Source organism: Oceanobacter sp. ABM4_470 (assembly GCF_056158645.1).
Genome location: NZ_JBSWTR010000001.1, coordinates 3,698,058 through 3,723,005, shown reverse-complemented (window position 1 = coordinate 3,723,005; position 24,948 = coordinate 3,698,058). Strand labels below are relative to the sequence as shown.

Sequence of the window (24,948 nt, the reverse complement as noted above, 5' to 3'; positions counted from 1 at the left end):
AATATCGATACGATGGCCCAGTCTAGGGCCCACCGCCGTGATCGGGAAGTGAGCGTCAGCAAAGAAGTGTCACCCTCACGGCCCGCCAATTCTGCTGAATTCCGGCCCCTCTGCTGAATTCAGGCCCCCGGCAACGTAGGGTCTGCAGCCGCTGCAACGGTCAATCCTGCCGACAGTACCCCTTGGTGGTCATACACGGTTATCATATAACCGACAACGGAGCCGATCGCTATCGCCCAAAATAACGGCTGGCAATGCGGCTCACCAGCGCAGGAGAGACAGACCATGACCGATATCGACGACGATTTCTTGCAGGAAATGCAGGACGTAAAACCACTGCAAAATCAGCCAAAAGTCGCCATTCGGAAAGGGGATATCCAACTTGCCTCGCAGCAAGCCCGCCGTCTGGCCGCCGTGGACGATCAACCTAAAAAAGAGCCCAACCACCTGCAAACCACGGAAGTAAAACGCATTGGCCCCCACGACGTGGTGGGTTACAAACGCCCGGGCATTCAGGATGGCGTATTCCGCAAACTGCGTTTGGGCAAATACGAAATTGAAGCGCGCCTCGACCTCCACCGTCGTACCGTGGAAGAAGCCCGTCGGCAGGTATTCCGCTTTGTTGGCGACTGCATCAGCCACGATATTCGCAACGTATTGATCCTGCCGGGCAAAGGCGATCGCAATGAAGGCGACCCGGCGGTACTGAAAAGCTATCTGGCGCAATGGCTGGAAGATCTCGACGACGTTCAGGCCTTCCACACGGCCCAACCGCATCACGGCGGCGCCGGTGCTTTCTATGTATTGCTGCGCAAAAGCGACCGCAAGAAACAGCTGGCACGCGAGCAGTTCAGCAAAGGCCGCTTGTAAGCCATACAGCTGACGCAGAATCAGCGGTTAAGTCTGTGATATATACAAAAACGCCCGATCAATGTCGGGCGTTTTTGGTTTCAGAAACCGCGATTGTCAGCGCAAAAACAGCTGATACGCCGTGTTGTCGGTTTCGTCCCAATACGGGTAACCCAGATCATCCAGGTAACCGTGCAGTTGCTCTAGTTTGTCTTCAGACACCTGCAAGCCCACCAGCGTACGGCCACTGGCAGCACCGTGGTTGCGGTAGTGGAACAGCGAGATGTTAAAGCGCTTGCCCAGCGTGCGCAGGAACTTCAGCAGCGCCCCCGGGCGTTCCGGGAATTCAAATCGGTACAGGCGTTCGTCGGTAACAGACTCCGGTGCCAGACCACCCACCATGTGGCGAATGTGGTACTTGGCGGCTTCGTTGTCGGTCAAATCCACCACCGGGTAGTTGTCGGCGCGCAGCTCGGCCAGCAGTTCATCACGAGCGCCCGGTTCGGCACCCACTTTCACACCAACGTAAATTTGCGCCTTGTTGGCATCGCCAAAGCGGTAGTTGAATTCGGTGATCGGACGCTTGCCCAGCAGAGCACAGAAACGCTGGAAGCTGCCCGGCTCTTCCGCAATGGTCACGGCCAGAATGATTTCACGGCCTTCACCAATTTCAGCCACTTCTGACACGTAGCGCAGACGGTCGAAATTCACATTGGCACCGCTCAGAATGGTCACCAGATTCTGGTTTTCGCAGCCGTTCTGGTCGACGTACTTCTTCACCCCGGCTACCGCCAGCGCACCAGCCGGTTCCGCCACTGCACGGGTGTCATCAAAAATATCTTTCACCGCCGCACAGATTTCATCCGGGGTGACGGTGATCACTTCATCAACGCATTCTTTCGCTACCTGCCAGGTATGTTCACCAGCGGTGGCCACGGCAACACCATCGGCAAAGATCCCCACTTCGCTGAGGGTAACCCGCTCACCGGCTTCCAGCGCCGCCGCCATGGAGGCCGACTCGGTGCTTTCCACACCAATGATCTTCACTTCCGGCTTCAGCGCCTTCACATAGGCAGCAACACCGGCGATCAGACCGCCGCCACCGACCGGAATAAAAATGGCATCGACCGGCTGTTTCATCTGGCGCAGGATTTCCATGCCAATGGTGCCCTGACCGGCAATCACTTCCGGGTCATCGTACGGGTGGATGTAGGTCATGCCCTTTTCTTCCACCAGCTTCTGCGAGTAGGCATAGGCATCGTCGAAAGCATCACCATGCAGTACCACCCGGGCACCACGGGCTTTAACCGAACGCACTTTAATGTCCGGTGTGGTACGCGGCATCACAATCACCGCCTTGATACCCAGTTCCTTGGCCGCCAGAGCCAGACCCTGAGCATGGTTACCAGCAGACGCAGCCACCACGCCAAGGGCTTTTTCTTCTTCGGTCAGCTGGGCCACCTTGTTGTAGGCGCCACGAATCTTGAAGGAATACACCGGCTGTTCGTCTTCACGCTTGATCCAAATCTGATTCCCCAAACGCTCGGACAGGAACGACGCAACGTGCAACGGCGTTTCAACGGCAACGTCGTACACTCGTGAGGTGAGGATTTTTCTCAGATACTCGTTAAGCATGAAAGGACTACCTTGCAAAAACCGGATGAACTCCGGGCTTGTGAATGGGTCAGGCAAAGAGAGGGGTTAGCGAATGGGGCTGTACCGTTTTCTGAACCAGATTTCAGCATAGATTTTGGTACATTGTACCGCACGTCACCCTATAATGTGCGGGAATCCGTACCCTGACAGTGAAGCAACCATGACTCAAGACGAACTCAAGCAAGCCGTTGGCGAAGCCGCGGTGCAACTGATCCTGCCAAAACTGGATAAAGACTCCATCATTGGTGTCGGCACCGGCTCCACCGCCAACTGCTTTATCGACGCATTGGCCAAGTACAAACACGACTTCGATGGCGCTGTCGCCAGCTCCGAAGGCACCGCCCAGCGTCTGCGCGATCATGGCATCGAAGTGTACGACCTCAACAACGTCGGTGGCCTCGAGTTTTACATCGATGGTGCTGACGAAGTTAACCACAAACTGGAAATGATCAAAGGTGGCGGTGCTGCCCTGACCCGCGAAAAGATCGTTGCAGCCACCGCCAAGCACTTTGTGTGCATTGCCGATGAAAGCAAACTGGTCGACACCATGGGGACTTTCCCGCTGCCGGTTGAAGTGATTCCGATGGCACGTTCCTACGTGGCCCGTGAAATCGTCAAGCTGGGCGGTGACCCGGTCTACCGCGAAGGCGTGATCACCGACAATGGCTGCCAGATTCTGGACGTCTACAACCTGTCCATTAACGCCGCCATGGACCTGGAAAAGAAACTCAACATGGTCACTGGTGTAGTAACCAACGGTCTATTCGCCCTGCGTCCGGCCAACACCCTGTTGCTGGGCACCAGCGAAGGCGTGAAAACCCTCACCGCGGAGTAATCCCTCCCCATGACGGAAGCAAGCTCGCCAGGACGGCAACGCAGAGGAGTCACTGTGCTTGTCAGTATGCTGAAAGGCACGGTGATGCTCCTGGCCCTGCTGGGCTTGCTGACCCTTGGTCTGGTCGCCACCGGTATCTGGCTGTTTCCATCGCTGTTGCAGCGAGGACTGAACCAGCTGCCGCCGCTGGTGACATCCGTCACCGGTGTTGAAGTCAACTGGCACATCAGCCAGCTCGACAGCCGCCAACTGACCCTGCAATACGCCCGCACGGCCCTCGCCGACGGCACCGCCATCGATGTTCAACAGCTGCAACTGCACTACGATGCCAGCGGGGTACTCAGCGGCCAACTGCAAAACCTGCACGCTGAACGGCTGGACATCATCCTCGGCAGCACCGGCGACACATTGGTCGAAGCCAGCGCCCAACAGCGCCAGCAACAAGTCGCCGCCCAACTGCAACAACCGTGGATTGAGATACCTCAGCTGCATAGCCTGATGCAGCTGCCGATTGATCAGATCACCATTGATACCCTCGCCTTGCACCATCCGTTACTGGATGCCGAGTTGCTGGTTCAGATGAACGCCAAGCAGTGGCGCATCGCCGGTGACCTGAAGCCTTTGCCCGCACAAACCGACCTATCGTGGGTGCTGGAATTCCAGTTAATTGATGGCACCGACCAAAGCCAGATACTGGGGCAATTGCGCGACCAGCAAAGCCTGCTGGCCCACTGGTTTGCTGCGGTAGAACAGACTCAAACAGCTGACCAAACAACAACCCAAGCCAATGACCAGACCAGCACCCAAAGCAGTGTTACCAGAGTGAATGGCCGTCAGGTGTTAGTGGTACCAGCGTTGCAGCAGCAACTGGCGCAGCTGCCCGCACCGGCACGCGAGGCGATTGCCACGGCATTGGATTTACCGCAATGGCAGGCCGACGATCAGGCCCTGTGGCTGACGGTATTGGCGCAACTGCAAAAAGTCGATAGCCAATTCAATGCCTCTTTCCCAAACCGCTTCCGCTGGCCTCAGGACGCCGAACTGAACAGCCTCACCACGCTGGAAAGCAGCCAGGACCGTCCGTTCAGCCTGGACTTATCGACACTGCTGTCGGCCAATACGAGCTCGCTTCCCGAGTCGCAAGCGCCAGCAGCCTCCAAATCCAGCGAGACACTGCCCATCCAAACACGGTCTAGTCAGGCACAGCTGCAATTGCAGCCACTGGCCAGCAGCCGTCAGCTGCTGACACTGGATGTATCGCACAGCAGCGGCGCTCACAGCAGCCAGCCATGGCGTATTCAGAGCCGATTCGGCGCTCTGCAATTACAGCTTGAGCAAACCACGGCTAACGGCAACAGCAACACCGAACTGTCACTGGCCCAACTGGCGGATGGCATCACCCTGCGCTGCAGCGACGACTTTGGCCACTGCCAGAGCCGACTGAGCCCGGAGCTGGATTATCAGTTCAACGAGCCTGCCGCACTGACCGCGTCCGGCAAACTGCACTGGGATCTGAATGCTGACATCACGCCGCTCGAAAGCCGCCTTCAGGCAACACTGAACAGCCAACACAGCCTGGCCATGAATGCTGTTACTGCTGACGTTGAACTGAACAGCCAACTTGCCGTCAGCCTGCCAAGCAACGCCAGTACACCCCTTGCTGTGGATATCCGCGACACCCAACTTCGCCTCAACGCCCAACAACTGCCGGGCTGGAATGTCCCTACCGTTAGCCTTCAACAGCGCCAGCCATTGCAGCAGCAATGGAACCTCAGCGGCAGCAGCCCACAGCTGACATCCAGTACGTCACTGGCGCTGATGCTGGACCCGCTGACCCTGAGCCCGGATGCCAGCACCATCAAGACGACCCCGGCCCACAAACCCACCCGACTCAATCTTGGCGCCTCGACGCTGGAGTGTCAGCCATCGCTGCAAACACCACGCTGCCATGTCTCACTGCGTCTGCGCAGCTCCCGCTGGCAACAATGGCCGGTGCCCGACGTGCGTCTCCGCAGTGAAATCAACCTAGACCTGCCCGGCAACGGCGTCAGCGCCAGTGGCCAGCTGGCTGCGGCTAACAATCAGCTCAAAAGCGAATTCCGCTTGCAGCATCAGCTGGACGATGGTCAGGGCGATGCTCAATTCCACATCGAAGACAGTCAGCTGTCGTTCAGCGAGGCTGGCCTGCAATCACTGGCCGATCTCACCGGCACCCAGATTCTGGCTGGCCGCCTGTCCGGTCAGGGCTGGATCAACTGGCAGTTACCAGGCTACGCCAGCCCTACTGGTAATAGCAGTGCAGAACACAACAGCACAGTGATTCTGCAGCCCAACCTGATGCTGCGTATTGACCAGCTCAGCATGGTGTACGACAACCGCATCACCACCGAAAATACCAACCTGCTGATGGCCGTTCGCCCACAGCCGGACAGCTATGAAGTCACCGCCCAATTGGATGCCAATAGCATCAACACCGGTATTTCCCTCAGCAACACCATGGCGCGTATCAGCATGAACATCGGCCGCCAGCAGGACTGGGTCAGCGCCGATATTCGCGAGCTATCCACCCGCCTTCTGGGTGGCCAGATCTACATTCCGGCGATGCACTACGACAGCCGTCAGGACACCAATACCCTCGGTGTGGCGGTGGATAACCTGCAACTGGCCCAGCTGGCGCAGTTGGAACCCTCAGCAGAGGTCAAGGCCGAAGGTTCACTCGACGGCGCGCTGCCGATCCTGCTGACCAAGGACGGGCCGATGATTCCTCGCGGCACCCTCTATGCTCGCTCTCCGGGCGGCGTGATTCGCTACCAGACCGAAACCAGTGCCGCCCTCGCCAATACCGACCCGGCGGTCGGACTGGCCATGCAGGCGCTGGAAAACTTCCAGTTCAATCAGCTGGAAACCGACATCCGCTATCAGCCCGATGGGGCGCTGAATCTGGGCCTGAAGTTTGAAGGCCATAATCCGGATTTCTTCGATGGTCAGGCCACCCACCTGAACGTCAATCTGGATTACAACCTGCTCGACCTGCTGGAAAGCCTGCGGGTAGCCGACGATCTGATCAGCGATCTTGAAAGCCGCTATCAGTAACGGCTGTCCAAACAATCTGCTGCAACAGGCACCCAATCGTAACAATCCGGCGCTAGCATCCGCCCGGATGACCCCAAAACCGCCCTACGACTGGCTCAAATCACTGTTTCATGCGGTATAAAGTCAACCGTTGCGGGCCAAAGGGCGCTACAATCCCCGCACGATTTTACGGGTATACAGGAGCACATCATGGCCTTTAACGATTCTCAGCGAATGTTTCCGGAAACTCGCATGCGCCGCATGCGTCGGGACAACTTCAGCCGTCGCCTGATGCGCGAAAACACCGTCACCACCGACGACCTGATCTACCCGATGTTTGTGCTGGAAGGCCATCAGGAACGCGAGCAAGTCGCCTCCATGCCGGGTGTCGAACGCCTGTCCATCGACCTGCTGGTTGAAGAAGCCAAATACCTGTTCGACCTGGGCATTCCAATGCTGGCCCTGTTCCCGGTAACTCCGGACAGCGCCAAGTCGGAAATGGCTGAAGAAGCCTTCAATCCCAACGGTCTGGCGCAGCGCGCTATTCGCGCCATCAAGGAAGCCGTGCCGGAATTGGGCATCATGACCGACGTGGCACTGGACCCGTTCACCACCCACGGTCAGGATGGCATCATCGACAAGGACGGCTACGTCCTCAACGACATCACCGTTGAAACCCTGGTAAAACAGGCACTGTCACACGCCGAAGCTGGTGCCGATGTGGTCGCACCGTCGGATATGATGGATGGCCGTATTGGCGACATCCGCGCCGCACTGGAAGAAGAAAAATTCGTTAACACCCGCATCATGGCTTACTCCGCCAAGTACGCTTCGGCTTATTACGGCCCATTCCGTGATGCCGTCGGTTCCGCTGGTAATCTGGGCAAGGCCGACAAGAAGACCTACCAGATGGACCCGGCCAACTCCAACGAAGCCCTGCACGAAGTGGCACTGGATTTGTCCGAAGGTGCAGACATGGTGATGGTCAAGCCAGGCATGCCGTATCTGGACATTGTTCGTCGCGTCAAAGACGAATTCCAGGCACCAACATTTGTTTATCAGGTCAGTGGTGAATACGCCATGCACAAGGCCGCCGCGGCCAACGGCTGGCTCGACGACCACGCCGTAATGGTGGAATCCCTCACCGCCATGAAACGCGCCGGTGCCGATGGCATCCTGACCTACTACGCCAAACAATACGCCGAGTGGATCAACAAAGGCTGATAACAGGAACAAGAATGAGCGAAGAACAGAACATCGATACCCCGATCGACCTGAACAACACCGAGTACTACATCAACCGCGAACTGAGCCATTTGCAGTTCAATATTCGGGTTCTGGAACAAGCACTGGATGAAAGCCATCCGCTGCTGGATCGGCTGTTCTTCCTCTGCATTTTCAGCAAGAACCTCGACGAGTTTTACGAGGTGCGGGTCGCCAACCTGACCCAACAGCTGACCTTTGCCCGTGAACGTGCCGGTGCCGATGGCAAGCACCCGCAGCAGGTATTGAGTGAAATTCACGACCTTTGCAGCGTCACGGTTGAGCGTCAGTACCGCATCCTCAACGACACTGTATTGCCAGCACTGGAAGCCGAGAACATTCACTTCCAGCGTCGTCGTGACTGGACCGAAGAGCAACGCCTGTGGGTCGAAGAGTACTTCCGCGACAGCGTTCAGCCGGTGATCAGTCCGATTGGTCTCGACCCGTCCCATCCGTTCCCACGTCTGGTGAACAAGTCGCTCAACTTCATTGTTGAGCTGGACGGCAAAGATGCCTTTGGCCGTGAAACCGGCCTCGCCATTATTCCGGCACCACGCTCGCTGCCACGCATTATTCGCCTGCCGGATCACCTGACCGACGGCGGCGACCACTTTATTTTCTTGTCCTCGGTGATTCACGAACACGCCGACGAGCTGTTCCCGGGCATGGACGTAAAAGGTTGCTACCAGTTCCGGGTGACCCGTAACGCCGACCTCGAAATCGACGAAGACGGCACCAACGACCTCGCCTCGGCCCTGGAAGACGAACTGCATTCCCGTAACTTCGGTGAGGAAATGCGTCTGGAAGTGGCCGACAACTGCCCGGACGAGCTGGTCGATTTCCTGCTGCACAAGTTCAGCCTCGACATGAACGACCTCTACAAGGTCAACGGCCCGGTGAACCTCGGCCGCCTGATGGAAGTGATTGGCCAGATCAACCGCCCGGACCTGAAGTACACCCCGTTCACACCGGGCCTGCCGAAGAACATCAAGTTCAAGAAGTCGATCTTCGAAAGCATGCGCGAAAAGGACACCTTGCTGCTGCATCCGTTCGAATCCTTCACTCCGGTGGTCGACCTGTTGCGCGAAGCGGCCAAGGACCCCAACGTCAAGGCCATCAAGCAAACCCTGTATCGCACCGGCGCCAAATCCGAGATCGTCACCGCACTGGTGGATGCCGCCCGTAACGGCAAGGAAGTGACCGTCGTTATCGAGCTGCGAGCCCGCTTTGACGAGGAAGAAAACCTCTATCTGGCCAACCGTCTGCAAGAAGCCGGCGCTGTCGTGGTGTATGGCGTGGTGGGCTATAAAACCCACGCCAAGATGATGCTGATCGTGCGCAAGGAAGGCGACCGCTACAAACGCTACGTGCACCTGGGCACCGGTAACTACCACGCCGGCAACGCCCGCGCCTACACCGACTACAGTTTCCTCACCAGCAACGACCTGATTGGTGAAGACGTGGCCGCGGTGTTCCAGCAACTGACTGGCATGGGTGCGGCACTGAAGATCAAGAAGCTGTTCCACGCGCCGTTCACCCTGCACAAGAACCTGATCGCCATGGTCGACCGCGAACGCGCCCATGCGGAAGCTGGCAAACCGGCGCTGATTCGTATGAAAGCCAACGGCCTCACCGAGCCCAAGTTGATCAAGGCGCTCTACAAGGCGTCCCAAGCGGGTGTGAAAGTAGAACTGATCATTCGCGGCATGTGCTGCCTGCGGCCGGGCATTGCCGGTGTGTCAGAGAACATTGAAGTGCGCTCCATCATTGGCCGCTTCCTTGAGCACACCCGGGTATACTACTTCCTCAATGACGGCAAGGACGAAGTCTACGCAGGCTCCGCTGATCTGATGGAACGTAACCTGCTGAACCGGGTGGAGACCGCCTTCCCGATTGAGTCTAACAAGCTCAAGGAACGTGTGAAATCCGAGCTGCAAGCCTATATGGACGACAACAGTCAGGCCTGGATTCTGCAATCCGACGGTTCCTACATTCGTCGCCAACCGGCCGAAGGAGAAGAGATCATCCGCGCCCAGAATATCCTCATCGACAACCTGGCCGCTGCCTCCAGCTGATACAAAAAGCCCTGCCTTCTTGCGAAGCCAGGGCTTTCTTCTGTGGCTGATGCCGAATAGCGACCAAACGTCGCCTCAGCGAACCTCCAGCGCCATGCCCACCGCCTTCTGATAATCCACTTCCGCCGCCAGATCTCCGGCCGTCAGTGGATGTTCATCAAGCCAGGATTCTGGCAACACCACCTTGAGGCAATCATCCTCAGCGTCCAGTTGCGGCACCGGCACCGGATGCACGCCACGGCCGTGATTCAGAATCACCGCCAGCCGTAACAAGCGGGCCAGCTGAATCATCTGGCTACGGCGGGATTTTGAGATGGTATCGAACTCGGCCACCGCAAACTTGCGTCGATGACAGCGCACCAACGCCGCCAGTTTGGCCTGTCCCTGACGAGTGAAGCCCAGCATGTCGGCATGTTGCAGTAAATAGGCACCGTGTTTGTGGAAACCGCTGTGAGACAGGCTCAAGCCAATTTCATGCAGCTCTGCACCCCACACCAGCCAGTTCGCCATGCTGTCGTCCATTCCCCAGGCATCTTTCACCTGAGCGAACAGCGCCAGTGCAGTATCACGTACCCGCTCGGCCTGATCGTCTTCGACAAAGAAGCGTTCCTTCAACGACTGCACCGTCCGACGCCGCACATCTTCATGGTCAGAGCGACCGAACAGATCCCACAAGGCCCCTTCACGCAGGGCGCCATCGCTGTAGACCATGTGCTCGATGCCAAAGGTGTCGAACACCGCGGTCAAAATCGCCAGCCCGCCAATAAACACCTGACGGCGTTCTACCTTGACCCCCGGCAGCGCGACATCATCGATGGTGTCGAACTGCATCGCCTGCTTGCGCAGCTTCTTCAGGGCCTGTTTGGTAATACCTTCCGACGACCAGCCAAACTCCACCACGGTTTGTTCCACCGCCCGAATGGTGCCGGATGAGCCCACCGCACTGTCCCAACCCAGCCGGGTGTACTGGCCTTCAATGTTGAGTAGTTCCTGACGGGCAGCCGCCACGGCCTTGTCGAAGTTGGCTTCGTTGATCTTGCCATCAGCAAAGAAGCGTTTGGTAAAGGAAACACAGCCCATGTGCAGGCTTTCCAGCGCTTTCGGTTCAAAGCGCTCACCAATAATGAATTCGGTGCTACCGCCGCCGATGTCGACCACCAGACGGTTACCGGCATCGTCGGCCAGCGTGTGGGATACGCCCAGATAGATCAGGCGGGCCTCTTCACGACCGGCAATCACTTCAATGGGATAGCCCAGTACCGCCTCGGCACGGTCAATAAATTCCTGCCGGTTACGCGCCGCCCGCAGGGCGTTGGTGGCCAGTACGCTGACCTTGGCCGGGTCCATGCCCTGCAAACGCTGGGCAAACTCGCGCAAGCACTCCAGACCACGCTGCTGGGCTTCTTCCGACAGTTGGAACTGATCGTCCAAACCCGCGGCCAATTGCACTTTCTGACCCCGTCGTTCCAGCGTCCGGAACTCGCCGTGAAACTCACGGGCCACCACCATATGAAAACTGTTGGAACCCAGATCTACCGCGGCAATCAGCTCGCCAGGCTGGGCAGGTGTATCAGACATAACTCGTTATCCTGACGCTTTTTCTGCTGCAAAACACCGAATATGCAACTGCGAAATGGGCTTGTCCATCCCATATTTGGGCAATGGTTGTGATTGATTCCATTCAAGTCCGGCGTACAATACAGGCAATTATGACCTCAACACGCAAGGGGAAACCATGAGCGATCTCATCATCACCACCAGTGACGATACTTTTGAAGCCGACGTTTTGGGCAACGACCTGCCAGTACTGGTAGATTTCTGGGCAGAGTGGTGCGGCCCGTGCAAGATGATCGCTCCGGTTCTGGAAGAGATTGCCGAAGAGTTCGAAGGCAAGCTGAAAATCGCCAAGCTGAACATCGACCAGAATGAAGCGACTGCGCCTAAATACGGCATCCGCAGCATTCCTACCCTGATCCTGTTCAAGAACGGCAACGTCGAAGCCACCAAGATTGGTGCCATGAGCAAGTCTGAACTGACTGCCTTCATCCAGCAGGCAATCTGATTCAGATCAGCTGATCTGTGATCAATCCAACCAAAAGGCGGCTATTCGCCTTTTGGTCTGGACACCCTGAAATATAGGGTCTATAGTTCAAATCAAGCTTTGGGTCCTCCAGAGCACGCCTCTCCTTGATATTCAAATCAAGCACTCCTTATTTCCAATAACTGCAAATCACATTCTTCCCTATGAACCTTTCCGATCTTAAATTGAAGTCCGTTCCTGAGCTGCTTGAAATCGCCCGGGAAATGAACCTGGAAAACGTCAGCCGTACGCGTAAACAGGACATTATTTTTGCGATCCTCAAGCATCACGCCAAAAGCGGTGAAGATATTTATGGTGATGGGGTATTGGAAATTCTGCAGGATGGCTTCGGCTTCCTGAGAAGTGCAAACAGCTCTTACCTGGCCGGCCCGGACGATATTTACGTATCGCCAAGCCAGATTCGCCGTTTCAACCTGCGTAAGGGTGACAAGATTGCTGGCAAGATTCGTCCGCCCAAAGACGGCGAACGTTACTTTGCGATGCTGAAAGTCGCTGAGATCAACGACGACAAGCCAGAAAATGCCAAGAACAAGGTACTGTTCGAAAACCTGACCCCACTGTTCCCGGACGAACGCTTCGTACTGGAACGCGGTAACGGTTCCACTGAAGATTTGTCTTCCCGCGTACTGGATCTGATTGCTCCGATCGGTAAAGGCCAGCGTGGCCTGATCGTAGCACCACCAAAAGCCGGTAAGACCATGCTGCTGCAAACCATTGCGCAGTCCATTACCCACAACAACCCGGATTGTGACGTGATCGTTCTGCTGATCGATGAACGTCCGGAAGAAGTAACCGAAATGAAGCGCTCCGTGCGCGGCGAAGTGGTTGCCTCTACCTTCGATGAGCCACCAGCCCGCCACGTACAGGTTGCTGAAATGGTGATCGAAAAAGCCAAGCGTCTGGTTGAACACAAGCGTGATGTAGTGATCCTGCTGGATTCCATTACCCGTCTGGCCCGTGCCTACAACACCGTGATTCCTTCCTCTGGTAAGGTTCTGACCGGTGGTGTTGACGCCAACGCCCTGGAAAAACCAAAGCGCTTCTTTGGTGCTGCCCGTAACGTTGAAGAAGGCGGCTCGCTGACCATCATCGCCACCGCGCTGGTTGATACCGGTTCGAAGATGGACGAAGTGATCTACGAAGAATTCAAGGGTACCGGTAACCAGGAACTGCACCTGGATCGTAAGATTGCGGAAAAACGCATCTACCCGGCCATCAACATCCGTCGTTCCGGCACCCGTCGTGAAGACATGATGTTCCCTGAAGCTGACCTGCAGCGCCTGTGGATTCTGCGCAAGCTGATGAGCGAAATGGAAGACGTACCAGCAATCGAATTCATGCTGGGCAAACTGGGTCAGACCAAGACCAACGACGAGTTCTTTGATTCCATGCGTGGCGGCAAATAAGCCCCCGCAAGCGATTCAGACTCTGAAGAAGCCGCTCAACTCGAGCGGCTTTTTTGTGGCTGCGATTCAGTGGTGCGGTGTCAGATGGCAGCCGCTGCGCGTCTTTATCTGACCTACGTTCGGTGCTGATGTTGGTAGGGTATTCATAGGCAAGCCAGCTCATCTGGCGTCTGGCGCTCAGCCTATAAACGCCAGCCACAAAAAAGCCACCGCGAGGGTGGCTTTGATAATATACAAAGGCGTTGCCGATCAGGCTGGTACCAAAGCACCGCCCATGGCGTTTTTCAGTTTCTTCAGTGCGTTTTTTTCCAGCTGTCGAATACGCTCTGCCGACACTTCGTACATGGCGGCCAGCTCGTGCAGGGTTGCCTTCTCTTCGTTCAACCAGCGCTGCTGCAGGATGGTGCGGCTGCGGTCGTCGAGGTCGCCCAAGGCTGACACCAGACGGTCGTTGGCGTCTTGCTCGAAGTTTTCAGCTTCCACCAGTGTCGCCGGGTCGGCGCTCTTGTCTTCCAGATAGTACGCCGGCGCCTGATAGGACGATTCTTCATCGTCGTCGACGCCTGCATCAAAAGCAGCATCGTAGGCGTTCAGACGGCCTTCCATCTCGAATACTGTTTTGGTTTCCACGCCCAGATCGTCGGCAATGGAGTTGGCTTCGTCGTTGGTCAGCCAACCCATGCGTTTTTTCTGGCTGCGCAGGTTAAAGAACAGCTTACGCTGGGCCTTGGTGGTGGCCACTTTAACGATGCGCCAGTTACGCAGGATAAATTCGTGAATCTCAGCCTTGATCCAATGCACGGCAAAGGACACCAGACGCACACCCACTTCCGGGTTGAAGCGTTTGACGGCTTTCATCAGGCCAACGTTGCCTTCCTGAATCAGGTCGGACTGGTTCAGACCGTAACCGGAATAGCTGCGGGCAATGTGCACAACAAAGCGAAGATGAGACATAACCAGACGGCGTGCAGCCTCCAGGTCTTCGTGATAATGCAGGCGCTCGGCCAGCTCACGTTCTTCTTCTACGCTTAAGACAGGAATCGCATTGACCGTAGAAAGATACGCCTCGAGATTGGCTCCCGGGGACAAGGCATCAACGGCTTGCAAACCTTTGTTCATTGAACACTCCAGTAAAGACAAAGTAGAGAATCATCAGTGCCAATGGCATTCATTCTGTACTGCATCTGTTTAGTACGCCATGCAGTGTAGCACCTGAATTTACAGACATCCAAGTCCTTCACTGGTTCCATTATCGGAACAATAAGTCGTATTTTCTTGCGATAGGAAACATCTGCTACATTCTGCACGATTGGCGCAGACAGCCAAGGGTATCAGGGTTCGATGTCGTCCAGATGACGGCTAACCGACCACCAGGCACCCAGCCAGCCCAACAGCATGGCCGCCAGTAACAATAGCAGCGATGCACCGCCGGAAAGTGGCTGCAGTTCAAAGCCTGAGCCATACAGGCCCGCCAGTTCGCTCACCGGCCCTTGCAGAATCAGCCAGCACAGCAGTAGCAGCAACCAGCTCATCAGGCCGCCCACCATGCCATACCAGAGGCCGGTATAAAGGAAGGGACGACGTACCCAGGCGTTGGTACCGCCAACCAGCTTCACCACCCGAATTTCGTCCACCCGGGCGGCAATGGCCAGCCGGATGGTATTGCCCACCACCAGCAGAATGGCCAGCGCCAGCAGTCCACCCAGCACCAGAATCACCCTCTGACCCAGTGCCAACAAGGATTTCAGTCGTTCCAGCCAGGCCAGGTCGAGCACCGCTTCTTCGACGCCCGCCATGTTCTCCAGTGCCAGTCGCAACACCGACAGGTCACTGCTGGAAGTGCCCAGCGGCGGCTCCACCAGCAGCACGGCAGGCAGCGGGTTTTCCCCCAGCAGTGCCAGTGCGTCGTCAAAGCCGCTGTTGGCGGCAAACTGCTGCAAGGCATCGTCCGCACCAATCAACTCGGTGCGTTCGACGTGATTCAGTTGATTCACCTGTTGTTGCAAGGCGCGCGCATCGGCATCGGATACCGAGGTTTGCAGATAGACACTGATGCGACCCGACTGCTGCACGGTGTCGCTGAGCTGCTGCAAGTTGTTCACAGCCATCCAGAGCGCCCCCGGCAGGGTCAACGCAATGGCAATCACCAGCCAGGTAAGCAAACTTGCCAACGGCTGGGCCAGCAGTTTCAGCAGGGTTTCTACCGCCACCAGCTGATGATGCCCCAGCCAGGCGCTGGCACGGCCCAGCACACCAATGCTTTGGGCAGAGGCCCCTTGTGAGCCCTTACGCTGGGGTTCAGTACGCTGAGGTCCGCGTTTACGGGACGAGCTGGAACGGCGGCCAGCGGAACGAGGTTCAGGCGACGACATGGGTGTCTCCCAGCATACGGCCGTGATCAAGAATCAAACGGCGTTTGCCCATTCGCTCAATCAGGGCGATGTCGTGGGTGGCAATCAGTACGGTCACACCGACCTGCTGAAAACGCACAAACAGATCCATGATTTCCGCAGAGAGTTCGGGGTCGAGGTTGCCGGTCGGTTCGTCGGCCAGCAGCAGGGCGGGTTTGTTGACCACCGCACGGGCGATGCCAACGCGCTGCTGTTCACCGCCAGACAGCTCAATCGGGTTGCGCTGTTCGTATTGCAGCAAGCCAACGGAGTCCAGCGCCGCACGCACCCGGCGGGCACAGTCGACCGGTGAGTAACCGGCAATTTGCAACGGCAGGGCGACGTTGTCGTAAACGCTGCGATCAAACAGCAACTGGTGGTTCTGGAATACCACCCCTACCTTGCGGCGATGGTAAGGAACCTGCGCGGGCTTGAGGGTGTTGATCAGCTGGTCGTCAATGTGAATCTGGCCCCGAGTGGGCCGTTCCATCATCATCATCAACTTCAGCAGGGTGCTTTTGCCTGCCCCGCTGTGGCCGGTCAGAAAGGCCAGCTCACCGCGTTGCAGTTCAAAGTTAACGCCATTGAGCGCATCCTTGCCAGCCGCGCCATAACGCTTGCTGACCTGATCAAACCGCACCATGCTCATGGTTCAGGCTCCATTACTGCCCAGACTGGTTTTCCCGCTGGAACAGAGCATCAATAAATTGGCTGGCCTGGAATGGGCGCAGGTCTTCAATGCCTTCCCCGACACCGATAAAGCGCACCGGGATGCCGAACTGCTTGGCCAGTGCGAAGATCACACCACCCTTGGCGGTGCCATCCAGCTTGGTCAGGGTCAGGCCGGTGACGCCGACCGCTTGCAAGAATTGCTTGGTCTGGTTAATGGCGTTCTGGCCAGTACCGGCGTCCAGCACCAGCATGACTTCGTGCGGTGCTTCGGGATCGAGCTTTTTCATTACCCGAACCACTTTTTCCAGTTCCTGCATCAGGTTGTCCTTGTTATGCAGACGACCGGCGGTGTCGGCAATCAGGACATCGATGTTACGGCTTTGGGCCGCTTGTACTGCGTCAAAGATCACAGAAGCAGAGTCGGCACCGGTATGCTGGGCAACCACAGGCACCTGGTTACGTTCACCCCACACTTGCAGCTGTTCAACAGCGGCAGCACGGAAGGTGTCACCGGCGGCCAGCATCACACTCTTGCCTTCGTTCTGGTACTGACGGGCCAGCTTGCCAATGGTGGTGGTTTTACCCACACCGTTGATGCCAACCATCAGAATCACGAACGGCTTTTTCTCTTTGTGCAGTTGCAGCGGTGCTTCAACGTCGGCGAGGGTCTGCTTCAGTTCTTCAATCAGGGCGTTGTAGAGGGCGTCGGAGTCTTTCAGTTCCTTGCGGGATACCCGCTCGGTCAAACGGCCCATGATGTCGGCCGTGGCTTCAACGCCGACATCGGCCATGATCAGCTGGGTTTCGAGCTCTTCCAGCAGGTCTTCGTCGATTTCCTTCTTGCCCAGCAGCAAGGTCGCCAGACCGTCGGTCAGGCTGCTGCGGGTGCGCGACAGGCCGTCCTTGATGCGAGCAAAGAAGCCTTTTTTGGCCGGTTGTGGCACGGCTTCCGGCTCGACAGCCACTTCTTCGACAGTTTCTTCTGAGGCTTCTTCAACGGTTTCTTCGGTGGTTTCCGCTGCGGCGTCAAACGCATCGGCGGAAACCGCTGTGGCCAGCGCCTGGTCACTTTCGACAGAACGCTCGACATCAGCCTCAGCAGCCACGTCAACCGCTGCCTCGACGTCAGTGGTGACGTCTGCCGCTGGCTCCGCCGCTTCCCCAACGACGTCGCTTGCTGTGGTGTCGCTTACTTCGGTGTCATCGGACTGAGGTTCTGGCTGGGACTCTTCAGCAGCCTCTTCAGTAACCTCTTCGACCGCTTTTTCTACCGGCGCGGAAGCTTCTACAGGCTCAACGGCTTCTGGAGCAACGTCGGAACTGGTGTCAGCTGTGTCCGCGGCACTGTCGCTTTCCGCTGCGTCAGCGGTGCTGGTTTCAAGGGTTTCCTCAACGGCCACGTCCTGTTCGGCAGGCTGCTGGTCCTTTTTCTTGCGCTTAAAAAAACTGAACATGATGAATCTGTTTACTCGCTGGATAATCAGGCGGTATGAATTGCGCCTATGCTACCACTAAACCGGCCGTTTTTTATGTCCCAATCGCGATGAACACCTTTTGATACCAGTGGTCCGATTGCTAACATTCAGCTTTGTTTTTATTGAAGGCAGAGAGTTCTCTTGGCTAAGCCCACTTCACAGCAACTCAGAATCATTGGCGGCGAATGGCGTTCCCGCCGTTTGCGCTTCCCGGCCATCGATGGCTTGCGCCCAACCCTGGATCGTGTCCGCGAAACCCTGTTCAACTGGCTGCAATTTGAAGTCGAGGGTGCACGGGTGCTGGACGCCTTTGCCGGCAGCGGTGCGTTGGGCTTTGAAGCCTTGTCGCGCGGTGCCAAAGAGGTGATTTTTCTGGAAAAGAATCCCAAGGCGGCGCTGCAACTGAAAGAAAACCTGTCGACGCTGAACGCCCGCAATGCCCAGGTGTGGGCCGGCGATGCCTTGCACTGGTTGTCGCAAAATCCGGAACCCTACGATCTGGTGTTCCTCGACCCGCCGTTTGGCCTTAACTTGCTGCAACCGGCACTGGACTCGCTGTCGTTGCTCGACGGTGCGCTGGTGTATGTCGAGCACGAAGCCACCTTGACGCCGTCCATTCCGGCCCATTGGGTCGAGATCAAGAGCAAGCAAACCAAGGAATTCTGTTTCCGCCTGTTCCGGGTAGGCAGCGCTGCAACGGCCTGACGCCACAATTGCTGCCGCTGAGACCTTGTGCACAGCGGCGGCAACGCACACTCCCAGACCCTGTGCCATACTGAAATCAGCTGTCATCAGTCTTCTTCCATCATGTTCACCGCAAGGGGTGCCAATGGAGTGGTATCTGCGCTGCTTGCTGATATCCCTGTTTCTGGGCTTGCCGTCCTCATTGCTGGCCGGTTCGCTACCGGAGCCGATTCAGCTCAATAGCGATCGCTTTGCTCTCAACGAGCCACCGGTATTACGAATCCGGGCCAATCAGGTGCGCTTTGCCAGAGCACCTGAGGAGATGACTGCGGCCGATGTTTACCGCGCTCCCGGTCTCGACTGGACAAAACCCGCCACCGACTCCATCACCTTTGGCCGTCAGGACGATCCGGTATGGCTGCGGCTGCGGCTGGAAAATCACTCCCCCGACCCGATTAACCGCATTCTTGAGGTGGGCTGGGCCACCATGCAGTACATTGGCGTCTACGAGGTCGATGTCAACGACGACGGCCCACTCTGGAGCGAGGCACGTTTTTACGAGTCCGGCTTTACGGTGTCTCCTGATCGTTATTACGAACGCGATCGTCATCATATTTTCCCGTTGCAGATCAGTGGTCTGAGCAGCATTGAGGTTCTGATCAAGATCGAATCGGACTTTCTGATCATGGCCCCCATGGTGATCTGGCCACGCGAAGACCACGACGACTTCAAACATCGCGATCTGGGCATTCACGCCTTGCTACTGGGGATGCTACTGGCGCTGTTCCTTTACAACATTGCCATTGCCGGGGTTACCCGGGACATCAGCTACGTGTATTACGTGATGTACCTGGCCAGCATGATCATTTACATCATGGCCGCTACCGGCTGGGGACATTATTTGCTGTGGGGCCATCACGACCTGATCAGCCGCAAGATTTATCCGTTGTCGATCTATTGCAGCATGATCTTCGGGGCCTTGTTTGTGCGCCACTTTCTTAGGCTTAACAGCGTCGGCGGTTGGTACATCTGGATCAACAACCTCACCATTGCCTACTGGACGTCATCGCTGATTCTGGTCGGTAGCGGTATCGCGTCGCGTGGCTTTGCCACCGATCTGTTTGCCATGGCCACCATGGTGTTGTCGATGGTGTACGGCGTCACTCTATGGCAACGCAACCATCAGGGCGCTCGTATGTTCACCGTGGCCTGGTTCGGCATGATCCTGTCGACCATGGTCAACGTGCTGATGATCAAGGGCTTGCTGCCCTACTCATACACAGGTCAGTATTTTCAGGTCGGCGGCGTCATTCTGGAGGTTATTCTGCTGGCCATTGCTCTGGCCGACCGCATGAACTGGGAGCGCTCGTTGCGCGCCAAGGCCCAGCAACGCGCCTACGAATTGCAATTGGCGATCAACAAGGAGCGGGAGTCCAACCTCAAGGCCAAGGAGGAGTTGCTGACGATAGAGAAACAAACCAACCGCCAGCTGGAGAAAATGGTCGCCGACCGCACCCGCGAACTGGAAAACCTGACCACCCATCTGGAATCTGCCAATCAGGAGCTGACCCGTTTGTCGGTGACGGATGCTCTCACCGGGGTGATGAACCGGCGTTATTTCGACACCCAGATCAGCAAGGAAGTACGGCGTTGCAGCCGCGTGCACGAGCCTCTGTCGATTCTGATGCTGGATGCCGACCACTTCAAGCAGGTCAACGACCAGCACGGTCATCCGGTCGGCGATGCTTGCCTGCGCACCATGGCCAGCCGCATCGAAGCAACGTTTTCACGGCCGGGAGACTGCGTAGCACGCTATGGCGGTGAGGAATTTGCGGTGATTTTACCCAATACACCATTGGAAGATGCGGCAGACATGGCCGAGCAGTTGCGTTTGATCATGCAGGAAAGTCCGATACAAACCGACGCCGGAGACCTCCGCCTGACGGTCAGTATCGGTATCTCCGGCGGTTACCCGGATCAGCATACGGAAGACAGCCATCTGCTCAACGACGCTGACGAAGCTCTTTACGAGGCCAAAGGCAGCGGTCGTAACCGGGTAGTGGTGAAAGGTCACTGATCGCCGTCAGTGGCTCCGCTATCAGAACTGGCAACGGCCAGTGAATCAACGTTCTGGAAGCCTCGTGGCAGCTTGTTACCACGGCGGCCACGCTCCCCCTGATAGTGTTCCAGATCGCTGAATTTCAGCTTCATATGGCGCTTGCCGCTGTGGACCACCAGCACATCGGCCGGGGTGAAAGCACACACCGCAATCATCAGCTCTTCGCGGCTGCTGGCGCGAGCGGCGCTGATGTTGATCAGCTTGTTGCCCTTGCCTTTGGCCAGTTTCGGAACGTCCGCCACCGGGAACACCAGCAAACGGCCTTCGTTGGTAACAGCCGCAATCCAGCTGTTATCCACATCCTGAATCAGCGATGGCGTCAGTGCCTCGGCACCCTGCGGCAAACTGATCAGCGCCTTGCCCGCCTTGTTCTTGCTCTGCATGTCGGCCAGCGTGGTGATAAAACCGTAGCCAGCGTCACTGCACAGCAGCAGCTCCTGCTTGTCATTGCCCATCAACAGATGTTTGAAACTGGCACCAGACGGTGGGTTCAAGCGGCCGGTTAGCGGCTCGCCCTGACCACGGGCACTTGGCAAGGTATGGGCGGCAATGCTGTAACTGCGGCCGGTGTCATCCAGCAGAATAACCGGCTCATTGCTGCGGCCTGTGGCCAGAGTCAGGAACTGGTCGCCGGATTTGTAGCTGAGCTTGGTGGCGTCAATATCGTGGCCTTTGGCGGCCCGTATCCAGCCTTTTTCCGACAGTACGACAGTAACCGGGTCGGAGGTCATCAGTTCGGTTTCCGACAGCGCCTTGGCTTCGCCACGCTGCACCAGCGGCGAACGACGGTCGTCGCCGTATTTTTCAGCGTCGGCGGTGATTTCTTTCTTGATCAGGGTTTTCAGGCGGCGCTCGGAACCGAGGGTTTTCTCCAAATAGTCGCGCTCTTTTTCCAGCTCATCCTGCTCACCACGAATCTTCATCTCTTCCAGCTTGGCCAGATGACGCAGTTTCAGCTCCAGAATGGCTTCGGCCTGGGTATCCGTGATGCCAAAGCGCTCCATCAGCACGGCTTTTGGATGCTCTTCGGTACGGATGATGTCGATCACTTCGTCGATGTTAAGGAACGCCACCAACAAACCTTCGAGAATGTGCAGGCGCGCCAGCACCTTGTCGAGGCGGTACTGCAAACGACGACGGACGGTAGCGGTACGGTACTGCAACCACTCCGACAACATGGTGACGAGGTTTTTCACCTGCGGGCGGCCGTCGAGGCCAATCACGTTCATATTAACGCGGTAGTTGCGTTCCAGGTCGGTGGTGGCGAACAGGTGCGCCATCACCGCTTCCACATCGACCTTGCGGGTACGCGGCACAATCACCAGACGGGTCGGGTTCTCGTGGTCTGATTCGTCACGCAGGTCACTTACCAGCGGCAGCTTTTTGGCCTGCATCTGGGCGGCAATCTGTTCCATCACCTTGGAACCGGAGCTCTGGTGTGGCAGCGCAGTAATGACGATGTCGCCATCTTCAATGTGGAACACCGCACGCATTTTGAAGGTGCCCTTGCCGCTCTGGTAAATCTTGCGGAGGTCTTCGCGGGGGGTAATGATTTCGGCGTCGGTGGGGAAATCCGGACCCGGCACCAGCTCGACCAGATCGTCGACACCGGCATTGGGGTTATCCAGCAAATGAATGCAGGCGCTGGCCACTTCACGGACGTTGTGCGGCGGAATATCCGTCGCCATACCCACGGCAATACCGGTGGTGCCGTTCAGCATCACATGAGGCAAACGCGCCGGCAGGGTGGCCGGTTCGTCCATGGTGCCGTCAAAGTTAGGCTGCCACTCTACCGTGCCCTGGCCCAGTTCCGACAACAGCACTTCCGAGAACACCGACAGCTTGGCTTCGGTGTAACGCATGGCGGCGAAGGATTTCGGATCGTCCGGCGCACCCCAGTTGCCCTGACCATCGACCAGCGGGTAACGATAGGAGAACGGCTGCGCCATCAACACCATGGCTTCGTAGCAGGCGCTGTCACCGTGGGGATGGTACTTACCGAGTACGTCACCGACGGTACGGGCCGATTTCTTGTACTTGGCCGATGCCTTCAGGCCCAGCTCGCTCATGGCGTAGATGATGCGCCGTTGTACGGGTTTCAGACCGTCGCCAACATGCGGCAGGGCACGGTCCAGAATCACGTACATGGAGTAATTCAGGTAGGCGTTTTCGGTGTACTGGCGAAGCGTCTGACGTTCTACGCCGTCGTCGGTATAGCTGATTTGCGTCATGGAGATTCGATCTGTCCGTGCACGTTGCTATCAGTTTTGGCCACTGGGCAAGCCTGCCCGGTGGCGGTTATTAGTCTGGCTTTGGTTGCGGTTATTAGCCTGGGGCCGGTTCAGGCCAGTTCGGCTTCGTTACCGCGCTGTTCAAGCCAGTTCTTGCGGTCGCCGGAGCGTTTCTTGGCCAGCAGCATATCCATCAACTCCATGGTTTCAGCATGCTTGCTGACGGATTCGGCGGCAGTGCCTTGCTCGTCCAGCTCGGCCGCTGCTGCAATGCCGTCTTCCTCGTATACCGCAGACGTGCCGTCCAACTCATCTTCCAGTACCAGCTGTACCAGTCGACGGGTGTTCGGGTCCATGGTGGTTTCACGCAGCTGCATCGGGTTCATCTCGCCCAGACCCTTGAAGCGCTGAACGTTGACCTTGCCACGCTTTTTCTCGGCTTCGATACGCTCAAGAATGCCAACTCGCTCGCTTTCGTCGAGGGCGTAGTACACCTCTTTGCCAATATCGATGCGGTACAGCGGCGGCATCGCCACGTAAACATGACCACCGGCCACCAGCGCCGGGAAGTGGCGGACAAACAAGGCGCACAGCAGCGTGGCAATGTGCAGACCGTCGGAGTCAGCATCGGCCAGAATACAGACCTTGCTGTAACGCAGTGCCGACAGGTCTTCAGAACCGGGGTCGATGCCCAGTGCCACGGCAATGTCGTGGACTTCCTGAGAGGCCAGAATCTGGTCGGAGTCGACCTCCCAGGTATTCAGGATCTTACCGCGCAGCGGCATGATGGCCTGGAATTCGCGGTCACGGGCCTGCTTGGCAGAACCACCGGCGGAATCACCTTCCACCAGAAACAGCTCGGCGTTGCCGGAGTCCTGACCAGTACAGTCGGCCAGTTTGCCCGGCAGCGCCGGACCCTGGGTAATCTTCTTGCGGGCGACTTTCTTGGCTTTGCGGAGACGGCTTTGGGCGCTGGCAATGGCCATTTCAGCCAATTTTTCCGCCTCAGCCGTGTGATCGTTCAGCCACAGCGCAAAGGCGTCCTTGACGATGCCAGATATAAACGCCGATGCCTCACGGGAGGACAGACGCTCCTTGGTCTGACCGGCAAACTGCGGGTCAGCCAGCTTGGCCGACAGTACGTAGGCGCAGCGTTCCCAGATGTCGTCCGGGGTCAGCTTGACGCCACGTGGCAGCAGGTTGCGGTATTCACAGAACTCGCGCAGGGCGTCCAGCAAACCGGAACGGAAGCCGTTCACATGGGTACCGCCTTGTGCCGTCGGAATCAGGTTAACGTAGCTTTCCTGCAGCAGTTCGCCACCTTCCGGTAGCCAGTGCACCGCCCATTCGGCCGCTTCGGTGGTACCGGCAATGGCACCGGTGAATGGCGTCGCAGGCAGCACTTCGTAGCCGCGGGTAGCGGCTTCCAGATAATCTTTCAGGCCATCTTCGTAGAACCACTCTTCGTTATCGGCAGCGTCCAGCCCCTTGAAGGTGATTTTCAGGCCCGGGCATAACACCGCCTTGGCGCGCAGAATGTGCTTGAGGCGCACCACCGAGAATTTTGAGCTGTCGAAGTATTTTGGGTCTGGCAGGAAACGGACGCTGGTGCCGGTGCGCTTTTTGCCACAGGTGTCGACCACCTGCAGTTCCATCGCCTTTTCGCCATCGCGGAAGCCAATGCGTTGCACTTCGCCTGCGCGCCAGATAGTCACTTCCAGCGCCGACGACAGCGCATTCACTACCGACACACCGACGCCGTGCAAACCGCCCGAGAACTGGTAGTTGTCGTTGGAGAACTTACCACCGGCGTGCAAGCGGGTCAGGATCAGCTCAACCCCGGACACCCCATGCTCCGGGTGAATGTCCGTTGGCATGCCACGGCCGTCGTCGGTCACGGTCATCGAACCATCGTCGTTCAGCACAACGTCAATGCGCGATGCATGACCGGCCAATGCTTCGTCGACAGAGTTATCGATCACTTCCTGGGCAAGGTGATTAGGACGAGTGGTGTCGGTGTACATGCCCGGGCGTTTGCGTACCGGGTCCAGACCACTGAGTACCTCAATCGACGACGCGTTGTATTCACCCTTGGCGGTGGCCTTGCGACTATCGGACAT

General features: G+C 57.3%; 17 protein-coding genes. 9 read left to right on the top strand and 8 right to left on the bottom strand.

Annotation, left to right across the window (positions count from 1 at the left end; all coding sequences use genetic code 11):
* The first annotated feature begins 285 nt into the window (after positions 1 to 285).
* Positions 286 to 870, top strand: coding sequence for a DNA endonuclease SmrA (gene smrA / locus ACXADJ_RS16435; protein ID WP_475067921.1), 585 nt, complete (start codon positions 286 to 288; stop codon positions 868 to 870).
* Between the two features lie 96 nt (positions 871 to 966).
* Here the strand turns inward: smrA and ilvA are convergent, their stop codons facing one another.
* Positions 967 to 2,484 carry a threonine ammonia-lyase, biosynthetic gene (gene ilvA, locus ACXADJ_RS16430; protein ID WP_475067919.1) on the bottom strand — a complete coding sequence of 506 codons (1,518 nt, stop codon included), beginning with the start codon at positions 2,482 to 2,484 and terminating at the stop codon, positions 967 to 969.
* A gap of 181 nt (positions 2,485 to 2,665) precedes the next feature.
* Between ilvA and rpiA the strand changes: the two genes are divergently transcribed.
* The 4 genes from rpiA (at position 2,666) to ppk1 (ending at position 9,750) form a co-directional block, all read left to right on the top strand.
* On the top strand, positions 2,666 to 3,340 hold the full coding sequence (rpiA, locus tag ACXADJ_RS16425; RefSeq protein ID WP_028291986.1) for a ribose-5-phosphate isomerase RpiA: 675 nt from the start codon (positions 2,666 to 2,668) through the stop codon (positions 3,338 to 3,340).
* Between the two features lie 54 nt (positions 3,341 to 3,394).
* Positions 3,395 to 6,433: an intermembrane phospholipid transport protein YdbH family protein gene (locus tag ACXADJ_RS16420; protein WP_475067916.1), complete on the top strand. Its 3,039-nt coding sequence runs from the start codon at positions 3,395 to 3,397 to the stop codon at positions 6,431 to 6,433.
* Between the two features lie 189 nt (positions 6,434 to 6,622).
* Complete coding sequence (gene hemB / locus ACXADJ_RS16415; RefSeq protein ID WP_475067913.1) at positions 6,623 to 7,636, top strand: porphobilinogen synthase; 1,014 nt, start codon at positions 6,623 to 6,625, stop codon at positions 7,634 to 7,636.
* Between the two features lie 14 nt (positions 7,637 to 7,650).
* Positions 7,651 to 9,750: a polyphosphate kinase 1 gene (gene ppk1 / locus ACXADJ_RS16410; RefSeq protein ID WP_475067910.1), complete on the top strand. Its 2,100-nt coding sequence runs from the start codon at positions 7,651 to 7,653 to the stop codon at positions 9,748 to 9,750.
* 75 nt (positions 9,751 to 9,825) lie between these two features.
* Here ppk1 and ppx read toward each other — a convergent pair whose 3' ends face one another.
* Positions 9,826 to 11,328: an exopolyphosphatase gene (ppx, locus tag ACXADJ_RS16405; RefSeq protein WP_475067908.1), complete on the bottom strand. Its 1,503-nt coding sequence runs from the start codon at positions 11,326 to 11,328 to the stop codon at positions 9,826 to 9,828.
* A gap of 157 nt (positions 11,329 to 11,485) precedes the next feature.
* Between ppx and trxA the strand changes: the two genes are divergently transcribed.
* Positions 11,486 to 11,812, top strand: coding sequence for a thioredoxin TrxA (trxA, locus tag ACXADJ_RS16400; protein WP_028291991.1), 327 nt, complete (start codon positions 11,486 to 11,488; stop codon positions 11,810 to 11,812).
* A gap of 182 nt (positions 11,813 to 11,994) precedes the next feature.
* Positions 11,995 to 13,257 (top strand): transcription termination factor Rho, encoded by a 1,263-nt coding sequence (gene rho, locus ACXADJ_RS16395; RefSeq protein ID WP_475067906.1) that lies wholly within the window; start codon positions 11,995 to 11,997, stop codon positions 13,255 to 13,257.
* A 249-nt stretch (positions 13,258 to 13,506) separates the two neighbouring features.
* Here rho and rpoH read toward each other — a convergent pair whose 3' ends face one another.
* From rpoH to ftsY, 4 genes are all read right to left on the bottom strand, one after another.
* The gene (gene rpoH, locus ACXADJ_RS16390; RefSeq protein WP_028291993.1) at positions 13,507 to 14,376 is read right to left on the bottom strand and encodes an RNA polymerase sigma factor RpoH; all 870 of its coding nucleotides are present in this window, start codon (positions 14,374 to 14,376) and stop codon (positions 13,507 to 13,509) included.
* Between the two features lie 212 nt (positions 14,377 to 14,588).
* Entirely contained in the window at positions 14,589 to 15,629 is a 1,041-nt protein-coding gene (gene ftsX, locus ACXADJ_RS16385) for a permease-like cell division protein FtsX (RefSeq protein WP_475067904.1), read from the bottom strand.
* Positions 15,616 to 16,290 (bottom strand): cell division ATP-binding protein FtsE, encoded by a 675-nt coding sequence (gene ftsE / locus ACXADJ_RS16380; protein WP_475068216.1) that lies wholly within the window; start codon positions 16,288 to 16,290, stop codon positions 15,616 to 15,618. The genes ftsX and ftsE overlap by 14 nt, the downstream gene beginning before the upstream one ends.
* A gap of 19 nt (positions 16,291 to 16,309) precedes the next feature.
* Positions 16,310 to 17,773: a signal recognition particle-docking protein FtsY gene (ftsY, locus tag ACXADJ_RS16375; protein WP_475067902.1), complete on the bottom strand. Its 1,464-nt coding sequence runs from the start codon at positions 17,771 to 17,773 to the stop codon at positions 16,310 to 16,312.
* A gap of 162 nt (positions 17,774 to 17,935) precedes the next feature.
* Between ftsY and rsmD the strand changes: the two genes are divergently transcribed.
* Together rsmD and ACXADJ_RS16365 are read left to right on the top strand one after the other, a co-directional pair.
* Positions 17,936 to 18,499 (top strand): 16S rRNA (guanine(966)-N(2))-methyltransferase RsmD, encoded by a 564-nt coding sequence (gene rsmD / locus ACXADJ_RS16370; RefSeq protein WP_028291997.1) that lies wholly within the window; start codon positions 17,936 to 17,938, stop codon positions 18,497 to 18,499.
* A 124-nt stretch (positions 18,500 to 18,623) separates the two neighbouring features.
* Entirely contained in the window at positions 18,624 to 20,555 is a 1,932-nt protein-coding gene (locus tag ACXADJ_RS16365) for a sensor domain-containing diguanylate cyclase (RefSeq protein WP_475067898.1), read from the top strand.
* On the opposite strand, the gene parC is transcribed toward ACXADJ_RS16365, so the two are convergent.
* Together parC and parE are read right to left on the bottom strand one after the other, a co-directional pair.
* Positions 20,549 to 22,828 (bottom strand): DNA topoisomerase IV subunit A, encoded by a 2,280-nt coding sequence (gene parC / locus ACXADJ_RS16360; RefSeq protein ID WP_475067893.1) that lies wholly within the window; start codon positions 22,826 to 22,828, stop codon positions 20,549 to 20,551. The two genes, ACXADJ_RS16365 and parC, sit on opposite strands and share 7 nt — an antisense overlap.
* A gap of 110 nt (positions 22,829 to 22,938) precedes the next feature.
* Positions 22,939 to 24,948 carry a DNA topoisomerase IV subunit B gene (gene parE, locus ACXADJ_RS16355; protein ID WP_475067890.1) on the bottom strand — a complete coding sequence of 670 codons (2,010 nt, stop codon included), beginning with the start codon at positions 24,946 to 24,948 and terminating at the stop codon, positions 22,939 to 22,941.